Consider the following 15,565-nt stretch of genomic DNA (forward strand, 5'->3'; position numbering starts at 1 on the left):
ATCAAGTCTGCGCAGCAGCCCAGGGATTTGAGCGCCGCGACGGGCATTGCCAGGGCCGCCGCAGCCCCGTTGGCCTTGATTGACTGGCCTTGGCCACAGCCTTTCAGTCGTCGCTTGCTGAACCTTCGGCGCGCCAGTAGGCGGCAGCCTTGAGAGCGTCCTGCGCCACACCTTTGCTGATCAGCAATGTCTTGACCTGACGCGTCAGGTTCTTCTCCAGCGCTACCCAGGCGTACAAGGTCCCCTCGGGTAATGGCAAGGCCTCGACCGTGGCCACCAGGTCGTCCCGACCTCGTACGGACCAGGTCACGTCCACCTGAGCTTGGCTGGGCAAGGGCTGACGCTCCTGCTCATCGTGAACCTGGATGACGGCCACCACCCGTCGTCCCGCAGGCAGGGCTTCAAGACGGCGGCCAATGGCCGGCAAGGCAGTTTCGTCACCGATCAGCAGGTAGGCCTCGAAGATGTCCGGTACCACCATCGAGGCACGTGGCCCGGCGATATCCAGGGTTTGCCCCGGCGCCGCCTGCGCCGCCCAGGTCGAAGCGGGGCCATCGCCGTGCAGCACGAAGTCGATGTCCAGTTCGTTGGCTTGCAGGTCGATGCGCCGGGGGGTGTACTCACGCATGGTGGGCCGCTCGCCCCCTTCCCGATTGAGCGTGCGGGCATCAATGGCGTGCTGCTGCTCGGCATTCTCGGCAAACAGCAGCTTGATATGGTCATCCGTGCCCAGGCTGGTGAAGCCCTGTAGCTCGGGGCCGCCCAGTGTCACGCGGCGCATGCGCGGGGTCAGGTCGGTCACACGCAGCACGTTCAGGCGGCGCTGGCGAATCTCGTGGTTGACGCGGTGGATGGCTTCACTCATCAGCGCTCTCCTGGTCAGGGGCATGGGGGCCGCCAGCGATGGCTTTGGCGGTCACGTTAAGCAAGTCGCGGACGCGCTCGATTTCCTCAGGTGTCCAGCGGCCATGGTGCATGTGCAAGGCGTGGCGCAGATTGCCCACGGCCTCGTGAATCTCAGCGGGGCGGTCGTGACCCCGCAGGGCATGCTTGCTGACTTCGATACGCACGCGTAACCCGTCCAGTGCCACGGCCTGCTCGGTCAAGGCGCTGCGGCCCGTGTCGGTGATGGTGTACAGCCGCTTGCTGCCTTGAGGCTGACCCTGGATGAGTTCGGCCTCCTCCAGGAAGTTGAGCGTGGGATAGATCACCCCTGGGCTCGGCGTATAGCTGCCATCGAAGCGTTTTTCGATTTGCCTGATCAGGTCGTAGCCGTGTCCTGGCTGTTCGCCCAAGAGTGAGAGCAGCAGCAGTTTCAGATCGCCTGGGGCGAACACCCGAGGGCCGCGTTCGCCGCGGCCGGGTTTGCGTTCGAAGTTTTCGGAATCGCGCATGCTGGAAAGTGCCTGTTCAAGATATATCTCAAGATAGTACTCAAGATGTATCTTCGGCAAACCACAAATGCTGATGATTCTTATCTACCCGTTCGATACATCCTTAGGCGAACGGGCAACTACGCTTGCCTGCTGCGGGGGGATGCATTCGTTAGGGTTGCCCGGCTGCAAGTAGGGCATGAGGATCGGCGCCATGCCCTTGAGCACCTGCACCGGCAGCGCAGAGGTGAACTTGAAGGCTTCCGCCGAGCGTCCGGGCACGAAGGCGGTCAAGGTGCCGAAGTGGTTATCGCCCAGGAAGAACACGAACGTCGCGGTGCGGTTAAGCGACCGTGAGCCTATCAGGCGGCCCCCGGCGCCGAAGCTCTCGATGCGGTTGTCGCCCGTTCCGGTCTTGCCGCCCATGACCAGAGGCGTGCCATCCTTGAGCATGAAGCTGCCGGAAATGCGCCGCGCGGTACCTGCGTCCACCACTTGCGACATGGCGCCCTTGAGCGCGCGCGCTACCTCGACCGGCAGTATCCGCACACCCCGATCCGGGTCGCTGATCAGTTTGGTCTCGTACGGCGTGTCCGCTGCAAAGTGCAGGGTATCGATGCGCAGTGTCGGCAGCCGTACACCGTCGTTCTGAATGATGCCCACCAGTTCGGAAAGCGCGGCAGGCCGGTCACCGGAGCTGCCAATAGCGGTAGCCAGCGACGGGACCAGGTGATCGAAGGGATAGCCCACCCGCTTCCAGCGCTGATGAATGTCGAGAAACGCCTCGATTTCCACCATGGTCCGGATGCGGCTGTCCCGTGCGCCCTGGTGACGGCTCTTGAACAGCCAGCTGTAGACCTCCTGGCGTTCGAAGCGGCTGGCGTTGATCATTTCGCTCAAGGTCGATGCAGGGTGCTTGAGCAGGTAGCCCAGCAGCCACAGGTCCAGCGGGTGGACCTTGGCGATGAAGCCCTGGTCAGGCAGGTTATACCGCCCCGGGCCGTAGGCATCGTACATCTGTACCAGACGGTCGTCGGTCAGTTTGCTCTGGGCGAGCTTGCTGTCTTTGCTATGGGCCCGCACGAAGGCGTTGAACGTGGCCTGGCCAGCCTCAGGGAACAGGTAGCGGTGCACGGCCGCCAGGCGCTGGGGTGTCACGCGCATGCCGTCGAGGAAGGTGTCCAGGCGTTGCTGCGAGGTCTTGCGCTGGTACTTGCGCCAGAAACGCATCAGGTAGCTGGTCCCTTCCTTGTCGGCGAACTTTGCCAGGTACTCCTGCCGGCGCGGGTCAGCATCGTCCTTGAGCAGCGGCACCCTGTTCAAGGGCTGCTGATAGGTGACGTAGCGCACCACGTCGCGCATCAGGCGGATGAACGGCAGGTTGATCGATTCGCGCAGGGCGTCCTTGAGGGTAGGGTTGCGGCCGTTGTCTTCCTTGCGAAAGTTATTGAACACGTGCATGCCGCCGCCGGTGAAGAAGGATTCGCCAGTGCTGGCCGAATACTTGCGCTCAAGGGCGGCGTCGAGCATCGCGTCCAGGCTCTGGTTTCTGCTGTTTTGCATCAGCCAGTCCAGTGACCAGCGGCTGATGACGTCCAGGTCGGCGACCTCGACTTTCTTCAGCTCGGCCGCAGGCTTGCCGGCGTACTTGTCATGCAGCTCGGCGACGATTTCCAGGTAGGTGGTCAGCACCCGAAGCTTGGCGGTCGAACCCAGTTCCAGCTTGCTGCCTTCGTTGATGTCGAAGGGCTGGTCGGTGCTGTCCGTCTGGACCCGCACGCGTGAGCCATCGGCAGTGCGTTCGAACAGGGTGAAACTGTAGCTGACCTGGTCGGTGGTTTTGGCAGTCAGCAAACGCTCGCCAATCAGGCCGATCTGCGCGGCGAAGGCCGGGTCGGCCAGATGCTTGAGGTACTCGCTGACTTGCAGCTGCAGGTCAGCCTGCAAGGTGCTGGTGGCGGAAAGGTCCAGACGGTCGAGGTCGTACAGCGGGCGGTTGAGCATGGCCGAAAGACGGTTGCGGGCCAGGCTGATGCCCTTGTTGGTGACGATAGGCACGATGGTCGGCTGCGCGACCCAGTCACGGTAGACGGCCTTGCTGGCCAACGCGGCATCGGCCAGCGCCTGAGGGATGATCTGGTTCGCTGCCAGCACACGAACGTGGGCGTCGGTCAGCTCGGCAAGTTCCACGCGCCCCTTGGAGAGGTAGTGCGATGGCCGGCGCTGGGCAATCATCAACGACAGCACCTGACGCAGCGCAAGGCCGCGGGCCGCCAGGCTCTGCGCATCCGTGGCGGTGTCATTGAGCGCGCGGTTGACGTGCTCGAAGTCTGCTCCATACCACACGCGCAGGCCTTCGGCCATGCCGTGGACTTCACCATGACCCGGCACGGCGGACAGCGGCACGCTGTTGAGGTAATCACGCACGATGCGCTGGCGCGCCTCGGTGGTGTCCGGCCCGCCCTGATAGGCGCGCACGCTGGCAGAAATCATCTGCCTGATCTTCTCGGCGCCCGACACGGTCAACCCGTCGGGTGAATGGCGGTACTTCTCCAGCTGGGTGGCCAGGGTACTGCCGCCGGCGGATTGGCCAGGCAGGGCCAGGTAGCGCGCGATCTGGCTGTAGGCAGCCTTGGCGAAACGCGGCCAGTCCACTGCCGGGTTGTTGCGCGGATCACGGGTATCGAGCAGGTCGCGGTTCTCGATGAACAGCAGGCTGTTGACCACGACCGAGGGAATCGAGGCGAAGTCCGGGTACAGGTACTGGGGATACTGATACTGGTAGAGCATGTCGCCCCGGCAATCGGTAATCGCCAGACCTGCCTGGACCTTTTCGATATAGGGCGCGAACAGCCCATGATCGACGTAATTGACCAGCGCCGGCGAGAATCGCACTTGTTGGCTGATCAGGTAATCGCGCTTGAGCAGGCGCGGCAGGAACTCGCCGAGCGAGCTATAGCCCAGGCGCTTATCGAACGGTCCTTCGCCTGGGTACACGATCGCATCGCTGGGACCAGGCTGCAGCGAGTAGGTCAGGGTGCTCGCCAGCTTGCTGAACTCGCGCGATTGCAGCTCGGACGTGCGGAACTCTTCATAGGCCGCGAAGCCGACAGCGCCAGCGCCCACCAGCAGAATCAGGATGATCAGACGCCACCATAGCCGGCGCTGACGAGGGGACTTGGGTTCTGGCGTCTCGGCAGGCGTTTGTTCGGGTGCTTGCTTGGTGTTTGGTTCCGTTTGCCACAGTGCGCCCATAATCGTCTATCCAGCCAGGTATTTTCGTCTTGCTTGCCTGAAGCTTAGACGTTGCGCCGGGTATGTGAAAATTTTGTGGAAACTGCGGAATAAAGCGGGTGCGCGGCAGGGCCGCGCTCAAGCATTCAGGCGGCTACCTCGCTGTTGGGCTCAAAGCTGTCCGCTCGGGCCAGTTGCCACATGCGCGAATAGAATTGCCCATCGACCTCACCGGTCAGTAGCTCGCCCGGCTTGAGGAACACATGCATTTGCGAGAACAGCTTGATCTCGGTGGCTGAAATGCGCCGCACCAAGTGCTTGGCTTCGAGCTGCGACGGGTGTTCCAGCCCAGCTGCAGCCAGCATCTCGGCCAAGGCACGCAGGGTGTTGCGATGGAAGTTCAGCACCCGTTCGGCCTTGTCCGGCACCACCAGGGCACGTTGGCGCAGCGGATCCTGCGTGGCCACACCCGTCGGGCACTTGTTGGTGTGGCAGCTCTGGGACTGGATGCAGCCGATGGCGAACATGAACCCCCGCGCGGCGTTGGCCCAGTCCGCACCGATGGCCAGGACGCTGGCGATATCGAAGGCGCTGACGATCTTGCCGCTGGCTCCGAGCTTGATCTTGTCGCGCAGGTTCAAGCCCACCAAGGTGTTGTGCACGAACAACAGGCCTTCGCGCAGCGGCACCCCGATATGGTCGGTGAACTCCACGGGGGCGGCCCCGGTGCCGCCTTCCTTGCCATCGATCACGATGAAGTCAGGCAGGATGCCGGTTTGCAGCATGGCCTTGGCGATGCCCATGAACTCCCACGGGTGACCCAGGCAGAGTTTGAACCCCACGGGTTTGCCGCCCGACAGTTCACGCAGTTGGGCGATGAACTGCATCATTTCGATTGGCGTGGAAAACGCGCTGTGCCGCGATGGCGAGATGCAGTCCTCGCCCAGCGGGACGCCGCGGGTTTCGGCAATTTCCTGGGTGACCTTGTGTTTGGGCAGTATGCCGCCATGCCCAGGCTTGGCGCCCTGGCTCATCTTGACCTCGATCATGCGCACCTGCGGGCTGCGTGCCTGCGCGGCAAATGCCTGCGGGTCGAAACGTCCGTCCGAGGTGCGGCACCCGAAATACCCGCTGCCCAGTTCCCATACCAAATCACCGCCGTGCTCGCGATGGTAGGGGCTGATGCTGCCCTCACCGGTGTCGTGGTGAAAGTTGCCCAGTTTCGCGCCTTGGTTCAATGCGCGAATGGCGTTGGCGCTGAGCGAGCCAAAACTCATGGCGGAAATGTTGAAGATCGAAGCTGAATACGGCTGGCTGCACTGCGGGCCGCCGATGGTGATGCGAAAGCTTGCCGGGTCAGCCAACGGCGCCGGGCGCATGGAGTGGCCGATGAACTCGAAGCCGGACGCGTAGACGTCGATCAGGGTGCCGAACGGTTTGTCCGAGACCTGGTTCTTGGCCCTGGAGTAGACCAGCGAGCGTTGGGCACGGGAGAAGGGCAGGGCGTCGCTGTCTGCTTCGAGCAGATACTGGCGGATTTCCGGGCGAATGGTTTCCACCAGGTAGCGGATGTTGCCCAGGATCGGGTAGTTGCGACGCACGGCGTGGCGTTTCTGCAACAGGTCGAACAGGCCTATCAGGCTGAGCAGGCCGGTTGTCAGGGTGAAGGGCCACAGCCATTGGTGGTGGATCAATGGCAGGGTTGCCAGGGTAAACACGATGCAGATGGCGAACACCGCATAACGGCTGAGAAGTGACAGGCTCATACAGGGTCCTTGCGATGGCTCGGTCAGGCTCACGGCCTGGGTTGGGCCCCGACCATAGCCAACTTGTCCGTCCCTGCAAAGGCCGTGTCGCGCAGCAGCAACTGCCGCCACTGCGTCTGCTGCGCCGCGCAAGCCTCGACCAGGTAGTCGTAACGCTTGCCCACCCGCGCAGCCACCGGCACGCCGTCGCGGTAGAGCAGCCGGTTGCCGCTGGTGGCAGGTACCTTGGCCCCCGGCAGCAATGTGCCGATCAGGTTCAGCGGATCACTGGCGCTGACCACCACCAGTGTGCCGTCCGCCGCTTGCCGGCGAACCTGGCGCAGCATTGCCACGGCTTCGGGCAAGGCGAACTGTTCGCCGGACAATCCGGCAATGAAGCGCCCGCCTCGTATTTCCCCACGCGCTTCCAGGCGATGATAGCAGCGCAGCAGATCACGCCAGGGCGGCAGCACATCGCTCTCACGCGCCAGCAGGCGCCAGCACATCACCCCGTAGCGCTGCAGCAGCAGGCGAGCAAGGTGTTCGATGCGCTGATCCTGATCCAGCTCGGCTTCGCTGCGCGCCAGCAGGGCCCAGCGCCCTGCATGGGCCATGCTGCTGGACAAGGGCAGGTGACCGAAGCGAGGCCGACGCGTGGTGCGCCGAGCGGCCGGGGTGATCAGGCTGCGCAGCCCGGTGAAGCTGTCGGCATTGGCCAGGCCTGCACCGACCAGCGCCTGCAAGGCCGTTTCCAGTTCGCTGGGGAGCAGGCGGGCCTCTTGGGCCAATTCGTCGAAGAACAGTGCACCCCGGGTTTTCAGGGCGTCATGCACCCGCTGGGCGCGTGGTCCCAAGGTGTCGAGACTCGGGGGTGGGGCCAGGCTTCGCCACAGCTGCAGGTGTTCGCGAGGCAGCAACACCACAGGCGTGCTGGCCACCGTGCTGGCTGACACGGTGCTTGCCAACCGGCTCCAGGCGAACTGCCCGCTGCGGCAAGCCTCGTCGAGCCAGCTGGGGCTGTAATCGCGTACGCGCGCCGGCAGCACGTCGGCTTCCCACGCCCCGGCCGCACTTGGAAATCCCTGCAGCTGGGCCAGCACAGCAGGCAGCGCCTGCGGCCCTTGCAACCGTTGCCCCGGATCAAGGTGTTGCCAGTGAAACAGGAAACGCATGAAGTCCTGCAGGCTGACGGGCTCGATCTCCCGGCGCAGGCGTTTGACGGTATAGCGGTGAATACGCGCCAGCAGGTGGCGTTCGCACCACTGTGTGGCTACTGCATCCGGGCTGAAATGGCCCCGTAGCACATGGCCTTGGGCCTCGAGCCGGGCCAAGGCCTGTTCTACCTCAGCGATGGGCTTGCCCAGCGGCGCCGCAAGCTGGGCGACGGTGACAGGCCCATGGCCGCTCAGCCGGGCACGCAGCAATTCGGGCAGCGCCAGGCCGTGGTCCACGGGTTGATCGAAGCCAGGCAGCGGTTCGACGGCAGGCACCAGAGGGCAATCGGGGTAGACGGCTTGCAACAGCGTCAGGCGCTCACGGGCCAGCCACAACGCCTGCTCAGGCAGGTAGACGGCCCGGCCCCGCTTGGCCAGCTGGTCAAGCAGCGTACGCCAGCGTGAGCCTGCCTGGGCTTCTGTCTGGCTGATGGCGCCCAGGCTCATCAGCGCTTCATGCATTTCATCAGCGTTGACCGGCTGCGGCCAAGCCTCGGCTGCCACCGCCGCGATCGCATCCGCATCCAGTGCACCCAGCTCATCGCCTGACTGCACATCCGCCCAGCGGCGATTAAGGACCGCCTGGGTACGACGCTCTTCAATCGGGGCATCATCCAGAAAGGTGTAAGGCCTGGCGTTGAGAATGGCTGAGGCCAGCGGCGAGGGCGCCGGCAGATCGCATGCCAGCAGGCGCACGGCACCGCTTTCCATGCGCCGCAGCAACACCAGCCAGCCCTTGCTATCCATGGCGTCGTGCAGGCAGTCGTCGAGGGTCTGACGAACCAGTGGGTGGTCCGGCACCTGCCGTTCACCGGGCAGATTCTCAAGGCAGGCGATCTGATCGGGGAATACCGAGGCGATCAGGTCCTCGCTTTTCATGCGCTGGATCTGCGGCGCAACTTTGCGACCACCGGCAAAACGCGGCAAGGCCATCGCCACACCCGCGTTCCAGCGCCAGCGCACACCGAACAGCGGGGCGTCGAGCACGGCCTGGATCAGCACCTGCTCGGCGCTGCGGCTGTCGAGGTAGCGCCACACTTCGTCGAGGGGGAAGCTGTGGCTGGTTGACAGCGACAGCACGATGGCATCTTCACTGGCTGCCGCTTGCAGCTCGACATTGAAGGTACGGCAGAACCGCTTGCGCAGGGCCAGCCCCCAAGCGCGGTTGATGCGGCTGCCGAACGGCGAGTGAATGATCAGCTGCGTGCCGCCTGACTCGTCGAAGAAGCGCTCCATCACCAGGGTGTCCTGGGAGGGCAGGGCGCCCAGTACCTGCCGCGTACGGGCCAGGTAGTCGAGCAACTGTTCGGCACAGCTGGCGTCCAGTTCGAAGGTGGCTTGCAGCCAGGCCAGCACGTGCGGCAGCGAGCCACCGGCGTGTTGCAGGCGGTCATCGATCTGCCCTTGCAGCCTGGCCACGGCAGCGCTGAGCTCGCGGCTGCGCCCAGGGGCTTCGCCTAGCCAGAACGGGATCGTGGGGGGCTGGCCGTGTGCGTCTTCGACCCGGACTCGCCCGGCCTCCACGCGCAGGATGCGATAGGACGCATTGCCCAGCTGGAAGATGTCGCCAGCCATGCTCTCCACGGCGAAGTCTTCGTTGACGCTGCCGATGTTCAGCGCCTGGGGGTCGAGCATGACGGCGTAGTCGGCATTGTCGGGAATCGTCCCGCCACTGGTCAAAGCGGTGAGCTGGCTGCCACGGCGCCCTCGCACCATGCCGCTGACCGCATCGCGGTGCAGGTACGCGCCGCGCACGCCCTGACGGCCGTTGTAGCCTTCGGCAAGCATGCCGAGCAAGGCGTCGTAATGTTCGTACGCCAACGTGTCGAACGGCATGGCCTGGCGCAGGCAGTCGAACAGCGCTCGCTCGTGCCAGGTCTGGTTGCTGGCCTCGGCGACGATCTGCTGGGCCAGTACATCCAGCGGCGCCTGCGGTACCTGTACTTCATCCAGCTCGCCGCGGCGCACGCAATCGAGCAGCGCCACGCACTCGATCAGGTCGTCTCGCGATGTCGCGAACAACCGTCCTTTGGGCACCCCGTCCACCTGATGCCCAGCACGCCCCACGCGCTGCAGGAACGCTGCGATCGAGCCGGGTGAGGCGACCTGGCACACCAGGTCGATGTCGCCGATGTCGATGCCAAGTTCCAGCGAGGCCGTGGCCACCAGCACCTGCAGCTCGCCGGCCTTCAGGCGCTGCTCGGCACTCAGGCGCCTCTCCTTGGACAGGCTGCCATGGTGAGCGGCCACCGCCGCCGCGCCCAGCCGATCGCTCAGGTGACGGGTGATACGCTCAGCCAGCCGCCGGGTGTTGACGAACACCAGGGTGGTGCGATGCGCACGGGCCAGTTCGGCCAAACGATCGTAGACCAGCCCCCAGGCATCCTGGTCGAGCACCGCCCCCAGTGGCACGGGTGGGATTTCGATGGCCAGGTCACGTTGACGCGCGTGCCCCACATCGACGATGGCGCAGGCCCGCCCGCTGCCCACCAGAAACTGCGCCACGCGTTCGACCGGACGCTGGGTGGCAGACAGGCCGATGCGTCGCAGCGGACGGTCGCACAACGCTTGCAGGCGTTCGAGGGTCAGCGCCAGGTGGCAACCGCGCTTGTTGCCGGCCAGGGCATGGATCTCATCGACGATGACGGTGTGCACCGTGCGCAGGCCTTCACGTCCAGAGGCCGAACCCATCAGCACGTACAGGGACTCCGGGGTCGTGACTAGAATGTGCGGCGCCTGCTTGCGCATGGCGATACGTTCTTTCTGGGGCGTATCACCGGTGCGCACCGCCGTGGTGATGGTGGGGGCTGCGTGCCCTTGCGCTTGGAGCGCGCGCTGGATGCCCTCCAGCGGTACTTGCAGGTTCAAACGGATGTCGTTGGACAGGGCTTTCAAGGGCGATACATAGACGATTTGCGTGGTGGCGTGCAATGTGCCGCCCTGCTCCAGCCCCTGGCGAAACAGCGCGTCGAGCACTGCCAGGAATGCACTGAGCGTCTTGCCTGAGCCGGTCGGCGCTGCCAGCAGCACGGATTGTCCCGCCTGGATGAGCGGCCAGGCCTGGGCCTGGGCATCGGTCACCGACGGATAATGGCCTGAGAACCAGGCCGCAACGCCTGGATGGAACAGCTCAAGTACTGGATGGTTCGCGGCAGGAAGCGTCATGAGAAGGTTATGAAGGGTACAGGCCAGGTTGGCAAGTGACCGTTCGTCCGCCTGTGTCCGAGCCTGGCAGTGGCCTTGTCACGGTCGGGGAGGCATGGGATGCTCGCCGCCCATTTTCAGGGAGATCACCCATGGCCAATATCATCCGCATTGCCGCCGCATTATTGCTGGACCCGCAAGGTCGCACCCTGCTGGTGCGCAAGCGCGGCACCCAGGCATTCATGCAGCCGGGCGGCAAGATCGATGCAGGCGAAACCCCGGTTCAGGCGCTTGCCCGGGAGCTGCTCGAGGAACTGGGCCTGCAGATCGACCCCGCCAAGGCCGTGCGCCTTGGCCAGTTCAGTGCCCCGGCCGCCAATGAGCCGGGGTTCGAGGTGCAGGCCGAGCTGTTCCGGGTGGACTGCGCGGCAGCGGTAATGCCGGCGGCCGAAATCGAGGAGATCACTTGGCTGGCCGCTGACCAGACGCCAGAAATGCCCTTGGCGCCCTTGACCCGTGATCTGATCCTGCCGCTATACCGCCAGTTGCTCAGCGTACCGCGCTGACACCGTCGAGGGTGGCGAACGAAGTGTCCTTGGCCGTCAGTAGAAAATCGCGCATGTAGGGCGCATCGAGCATGTCGGTGCGCACGGCCGCGTAGAGTGTCGCGAACAGGCCTTTTTCGCCCAGGCGCTTGCCTTTGACGTAGCCGCGAGAGCTGTATTCGTGCAAGGCCCAATGGGGCATGCCGCACACGCCCCGGCCGCTGGCCACCAACTGCATCATCATGACCGTGAGCTCGGAGGTGCGTACGGCCGCAGGTTCGATGTCGGCTGGCTCCAGGAAGCGGGTGAAGATGTCCAGACGGTCGCGTTCCACCGGGTAGGTGATCAGGGTCTGGTCCGCCAGGTCCTGGGGCACCATGTAGGGTTTGCCGGCCAACGGGTGTTGGTTGGCCACTGCCAGCATGGCTTCGTAGGTGAACAGAGGAACGTAGGTGATGCCGGCCAGGTCCAGGGGATCGGAGGTCACCACCAGGTCCAGGTCGCCACGGGCCAAGGCGGGCAAGGGCGCGAACGCGAAGCCTGACGCCAAGTCCAGTTCCACTTCAGGCCAGGCATCACGGAACTGATCGATGGTGGGCATCAGCCACTGGAAACAGCTGTGGCATTCGATGGCCATGTGCAAGCGACCGGCCGTGCCCCCCGCCAGTCTGGCGATATCGCGCTCGGCGCCACGCAACAGGGGAAGCGTGGCGTCGGCCAGTTGCAGCAGGCGCAGCCCGGCGCTGGTGAAGCGAATGGGCTTGCTCTTGCGCACGAACAACGTCAGGCCCAGGCGCTCTTCCAGCTCCTTGAACTGGTGTGACAAGGCCGACTGGGTCAAGTGCAACCGCTCGGCCGCTTCGACCAGGCTGTCTGCCTCGCGCAGGGCATGAAGGGTTTTCAGGTGGCGAATCTCCAGCACAGCTGACTCCGGGGGTAAGGCTGAGTGTGAACATCATGGAGTTGAGTTTCCCTCATGTTGCCGCCGCTGTCGACCGTGCCTTGCCTATAGACTGAGACGGTGCAGCGCCTGGGTAACTCAACCAAGCCCGTATTTCTTGACCTTGTCGAACAACGTGGTCTTCGCCATGCCCAACTCCTGGCTCGCCTGGCTCAAGTTGCCGCCGGTGCGCTGCAAGGCGTCACTGAGCAGGTTGCGCTCGAAGGCCTCCACAGCTTCGGCAAAGCCCAGCCCTTGGCTGCTGGTGCCCGTAGGGCCTTTCTTGAAGGCGGGCAGACCCAGCGCATAGCGCTCGGCCACGTTACGCAATTCGCGAACGTTGCCCGGCCAGTCGTGGGCCATCAGCCGTGACAGGGTCTGGCTGTCCAGAGTGGGCGTCTCTCGGTCGAACCGCAGGGCCGATTGTTGAAGGAAGTGTTCGAACAGCTGCAGGATGTCTTCGCGGCGTTCGCGTAGCGGTGGCAGTTCGAGGGTCACCACGTTCAGACGGTAATACAGGTCGCTGCGGAACTGCCCGCTCTGACCCAGGCTGTCGAGGTCGGCCTTGGTCGCCGCAATGAGCCGGCAATCCACTGGAATGCTCTGGTTCGAGCCGAGCCGTTCCAGGGTACGCTCCTGTAACACCCGCAACAGTTTGATCTGGAGGTTGATCGGCATGCTTTCCACTTCATCGAGGAACAGCGTGCCGCCGTTGGCGTGCTCGATCTTGCCGATGCGGCGTTTGCCAGCACCGGTGAAGGCGTTGGCTTCGTGGCCGAATATCTCGCTCTCGAACAGGTTCTCTGGCAGGCCACCGCAGTTCAGTGCCACGAAGGGCTGGCCCTGGCGACGGCTGAAGTCGTGCAGGCAGCGGGCCACCAGTTCCTTGCCGGTGCCTGTTTCACCCTCGATCAGCACATTGGCAGAAGTGTCCGCCACGTTGGCGATCAGTTCGCGCAGGTGCTGCATGGCGGGCGAGCGCCCGATGATGCGCCCTTCCAGGCTGCTTTGCCCGGCAAGCTGGCGGCGCAGCGCCGACACTTCGCGGGACAGACCGCGCTGCTCGAGCGCACGGCGCACCACATCGACCAGCCGCTCGGGCGAGAAAGGCTTTTCCATGAAGTCATACGCGCCGTTGCGCATGGCGCCGACGGCCATGTCGATATCGCCGTGCCCGGTGATCAGGACGACTGGCAGGCTGCGATCGCGTGCCTTGAGACGGTTGAGCAGCTCTAGGCCATCGATACCCGGAAGGCGAATGTCACTGACCACGATGCCGGCAAAATCATCGCCAATGCGTTCGAGCGCCTGTTCGGCACTGCCCACGCCTTCGCAACCGATGTCCTCCAGCGCCAGTGCCTGCTGGCAGCCAAGAAGGACATGGGGGTCGTCTTCGACGATCAGAACGGTAAGGGGCGCGTGGGTCATGGAAAGTCTGCCGATTCGGTGGGGGTGGATGCCAAGGGCAGGATCAGCACGAAGGCTGTGCCGCCGCTGGCAGGATGCTCGACACTGAGGCTGCCCTTGGCGGCCGCAGCAAGGCTGGCCGAGAGGGTCAGGCCCAGGCCAAGGCCATCGTCGCCCGGCTTGGTGGTGAAGAACGGTTCGAAAAGATGCTTGCGTGCCTCCGGATCGATGCCATGGCCGTTGTCGCGCACCTGCAAGCGGTATTTGTCACCTTGCAGTTCGCCTTCGAGCCACAAGGCCGGCTGGGGCTGGACAGCCATGGCATCCAGGGCGTTGCCGATGAGATTGACCAGAATCTGCTCCAGGCGGGTCTGGTCGATGGCCAACTGCAGGTCTTCGTAATCGCGGTGTACCTGTAGGTGGCTGCTATTGATGCGTTCTGCCAGCACCTGCAGGCTGGCTTCGACCGCCTTGGCCACTGCGGCCTGGCCGCTGTCGTCGCTGCGTCGGGCGAATGAACGCAGGCTGGCGGTGATGCGGCCCATGCGGTCGACCAGGCCATTGATGGTGCGCAGGTTGGTACTGGCGGTATCCAGAGCGCCGCGTTCGATGAACCGAACGGTATTGCCCGACAAGGTACGCAGCGCCGCCAAGGGTTGATTGAGCTCATGGGCAATACTGGTGGACATCTGCCCGATGGCCGCCAGTTTGCCAGCCTGCACCAGTTCGTCTTGGGCCTGGCGCAGGGTCTGCTCGGCATGACGGCGCTCGCGTATCTGCCCCTTGAGCCGCTCATTGCTGGCCCGCAGGTCGGCCGTACGCTCGGCGATGCGACGCTCAAGCTGGCTATTGGCTTGCTCCAGCGCCTCGCGGGCTGCCAGGCGGGTGGCGATGACTTTGCGTCGCTCGTTCCAGGCGATGCCCAGAATGGTCAGCAAGGCAAACGCCACGCCAACCAGAATACCTTGCACCATGGACTCGCGGCGCAGGTCCTGAAGCGGCGTCAGCAGCGTGAAGTGCCAAGGCGTATCGACCAGGCGACGTGTCTGGGCCAGGTAGGCCACCTCATGCGGGTTGCCCTGGGCCGTTTCGCTGTTGGCCGGGAAGGTCAGCTTTTCCACCCCGTCGGCCAGGGTCTCGCGCCCCAGCGGTTGCAGCTCGTTGAGCGGCCACCAGTAGTATTGCAGGCTGCGCGCCAGGCGCTCCTTGGTTTGCGGGGTCAGCGGACGGACTGATTTGAGGCGTCGAGCCGGATCGCTGGAAAGAATGATGATCCCGTTCTCGTCGCTGACGAACGCTTCCAGGCGGGCGCGCTGCCAACGTTCCTCCAAGGTATCGAGGCGCACCTTGATCACGGCCACGCCGATGATCTTGCCATGCTCCTCGAGCCCATGGGCCAGGTAGTAACCGGCTTCGCCCGTGGTGCTGCCGATGCCGTAGAAACGCCCCGGTTCGCCACGCACGGCGGTCTGGAAATACGCGCGAAACGACAGGTCTTCACCCAGGAAGGAGTCGGTATCGCGCCAGTTGCTGGTGGCTTGCACCCGCCCCTGGGTGTCGAGCACGAAGATCGCGCGGCTGCGGCTGCGCCGGTTGAGGCCTTCGAGGTATTCGTTGACGGTTTGCCGTGAACCTCCATCAGGGTCGGTCAGCAGGTGCGACACACTGTCTTCGAGTTCCAGCAGGCTGGGAAGGTAGGTGTACTTGCTGATCTCGCTTTCGACCGTGCGTGCATGCAATTCCAACTGGCGTTCGCCATTTTCACTGAGCACCCGTATGCCGTTGCTCTCGCTGATCAGGAACCCGGCCATGCCCAGCCCGATCATCAGCAGGACGATCAGCGGTGGTAACAGCAGTTGGCGAACAAGGCGGGCTTTCACGGCAGGCTTGGCAGGTAACAGGAGCGAGGGGTCGCATTTCATCACAGTGACCTCGTCACGACCAGCGCCCGCTGCCCGCAAGG

General features: G+C 64.2%; 9 protein-coding genes. 1 reads left to right on the plus strand and 8 read right to left on the minus strand.

All coding sequences use genetic code 11. The annotated features are described in order from the left end of the window. Positions 1 to 103: 103 nt before the first annotated feature. The 5 genes from B2S33_RS10430 to B2S33_RS10450 form a co-directional block, all read right to left on the minus strand. Positions 104 to 865 (minus strand): siderophore-interacting protein, encoded by a 762-nt coding sequence (locus tag B2S33_RS10430; protein ID WP_288650227.1) that lies wholly within the window; start codon positions 863 to 865, stop codon positions 104 to 106. Continuing rightward, entirely contained in the window at positions 858 to 1,394 is a 537-nt protein-coding gene (locus B2S33_RS10435) for a PadR family transcriptional regulator (RefSeq protein ID WP_027915368.1), read from the minus strand. Before B2S33_RS10435 ends, B2S33_RS10430 begins: the two co-directional genes overlap by 8 nt. Before the next feature lie 84 nt (positions 1,395 to 1,478). Next, positions 1,479 to 4,628, minus strand: a complete 3,150-nt coding sequence (locus B2S33_RS10440; protein ID WP_288650229.1) for a transglycosylase domain-containing protein — start codon at positions 4,626 to 4,628, stop codon at positions 1,479 to 1,481. Positions 4,629 to 4,753: 125 nt separating this feature from the next. Next, a complete protein-coding gene (locus B2S33_RS10445; protein ID WP_027915366.1) occupies positions 4,754 to 6,373 on the minus strand; it encodes an FMN-binding glutamate synthase family protein in 1,620 nt (539 codons plus the stop codon). Positions 6,374 to 6,402: 29 nt separating this feature from the next. Continuing rightward, entirely contained in the window at positions 6,403 to 10,731 is a 4,329-nt protein-coding gene (locus B2S33_RS10450; protein WP_088523549.1) for a DEAD/DEAH box helicase, read from the minus strand. A gap of 131 nt (positions 10,732 to 10,862) precedes the next feature. Here B2S33_RS10450 and B2S33_RS10455 point away from each other — a divergent pair, with 131 nt between their 5' ends. Next, positions 10,863 to 11,276, plus strand: a complete 414-nt coding sequence (locus B2S33_RS10455) for an NUDIX hydrolase (RefSeq protein ID WP_197874431.1) — start codon at positions 10,863 to 10,865, stop codon at positions 11,274 to 11,276. Here B2S33_RS10455 and metR read toward each other — a convergent pair. From metR to B2S33_RS10470, 3 genes are all read right to left on the minus strand, one after another. After that, positions 11,260 to 12,177: a LysR family transcriptional regulator gene (metR, locus tag B2S33_RS10460; protein ID WP_206405957.1), complete on the minus strand. Its 918-nt coding sequence runs from the start codon at positions 12,175 to 12,177 to the stop codon at positions 11,260 to 11,262. The genes B2S33_RS10455 and metR overlap by 17 nt on opposite strands. A gap of 117 nt (positions 12,178 to 12,294) precedes the next feature. Continuing rightward, positions 12,295 to 13,623 (minus strand): sigma-54-dependent transcriptional regulator, encoded by a 1,329-nt coding sequence (locus tag B2S33_RS10465; protein WP_128610782.1) that lies wholly within the window; start codon positions 13,621 to 13,623, stop codon positions 12,295 to 12,297. After that, entirely contained in the window at positions 13,620 to 15,524 is a 1,905-nt protein-coding gene (locus B2S33_RS10470; protein ID WP_027915363.1) for a sensor histidine kinase, read from the minus strand. Before B2S33_RS10470 ends, B2S33_RS10465 begins: the two co-directional genes overlap by 4 nt. Positions 15,525 to 15,565: the final 41 nt, after the last annotated feature.

The sequence above is a fragment of the Pseudomonas sp. UBA5568 genome (assembly GCF_002425525.1).
Taxonomy (GTDB): domain Bacteria; phylum Pseudomonadota; class Gammaproteobacteria; order Pseudomonadales; family Pseudomonadaceae; genus Aquipseudomonas; species Aquipseudomonas fulva.